The sequence below is a fragment of the Mesorhizobium sp. P2_F8 genome (assembly GCF_056403655.1).
Genome location: NZ_JBFUFB010000110.1, coordinates 1 through 1,017, shown reverse-complemented (window position 1 = coordinate 1,017; position 1,017 = coordinate 1). Strand labels below are relative to the sequence as shown.

The window sequence follows — 1,017 nt, the reverse complement described above, 5'->3', positions numbered from 1 at the left end:
TTTGCCACCGAGAACTGATCCGGCAGCATATGACATTTCCATTGAGAATTGACCCATGTTTGAATCAGCCCTGCACGACAATGGGGCTTTGGAGTGATCGACATGGGCGTTATTGAGCCGGTCTGGCCCCGCAACGTACCGGTATCCGGTCGGACTATGACATATGTTTAGTTATGAGTTGTCTTGGCGCATGGCATCGAGCCAGCGATTCGCCAGCCCGCCGCACAGAATCAATCATCCCGTATGGTTTTCCTTTGGYATCAGACGGATGGTGGCGTCCTCCAGATCTGGCGCGTTGCCGTAGGACATCTGCTTCATCTGGCGCAGCACATGGTCCATTTCCTCGTCGGTGAGCAGGATTGGCTCGCCCATCGCAAGCGACTGAATGTACTGTCGCGCCAGCGTCTCGACTTCGTTGGCAATGCGGAACGCATGGTTGAAATCGCGGCCGACGGCGATCTGGCCGTGATTGGCGAGCAGGCACGCGTCGCGTCCCTGCAGCGCCTTTAACGCGTTCTCCGACAATTCCTGGGTACCATAGGGCGCGTAGTCGGCACAGCGTATGGTGTTACCGCCGGCTACGCCGATCATGTAGTGAAAAGCCTCGATCTGGCGGCGGTGGCACGAGAAGGATGTCGCGAACGAGGAATGGCAGTGCAGGACGACGTTTCGGTCCGAACGCTCGTTCAGGATGTCGCGATGGAACCGCCACTCGGAAGACGGCAGACGCGTGCCATAATAGCCGCCTTCAAAATCCATCTCGACAATATCTTCCGGTTTCATCACCTCGTAGCGCAAGCTCGTCGGGGTGATCAGGAAGCCTTTCCCGCTACGCACGGAGAGGTTACCCGAGGTTCCCTGGTTGATGCCTGAAGAATTCATCCGCAGGCAGGTTTCGATCATCTGTTGTCTTAGTTCAAGTGTCACCGATGGTCTCCATAGTTGGATTCGTCAATCTGTTGGCGCCAGGCCCGATGATAGTCCCGTAGCGCGGTCACATTCAGCGCGGTCACATTC

General features: G+C 56.6%; 1 protein-coding gene. It reads right to left on the bottom strand.

Annotated elements, in window-relative coordinates; translation table 11 throughout:
* Positions 1-234 precede the first annotated feature (234 nt).
* Positions 235-903 carry a class II aldolase/adducin family protein gene (locus AC1DZP_RS36245; RefSeq protein WP_477309162.1) on the bottom strand — a complete coding sequence of 223 codons (669 nt, stop codon included), beginning with the start codon at positions 901-903 and terminating at the stop codon, positions 235-237.
* Positions 904-1,017: the final 114 nt, after the last annotated feature.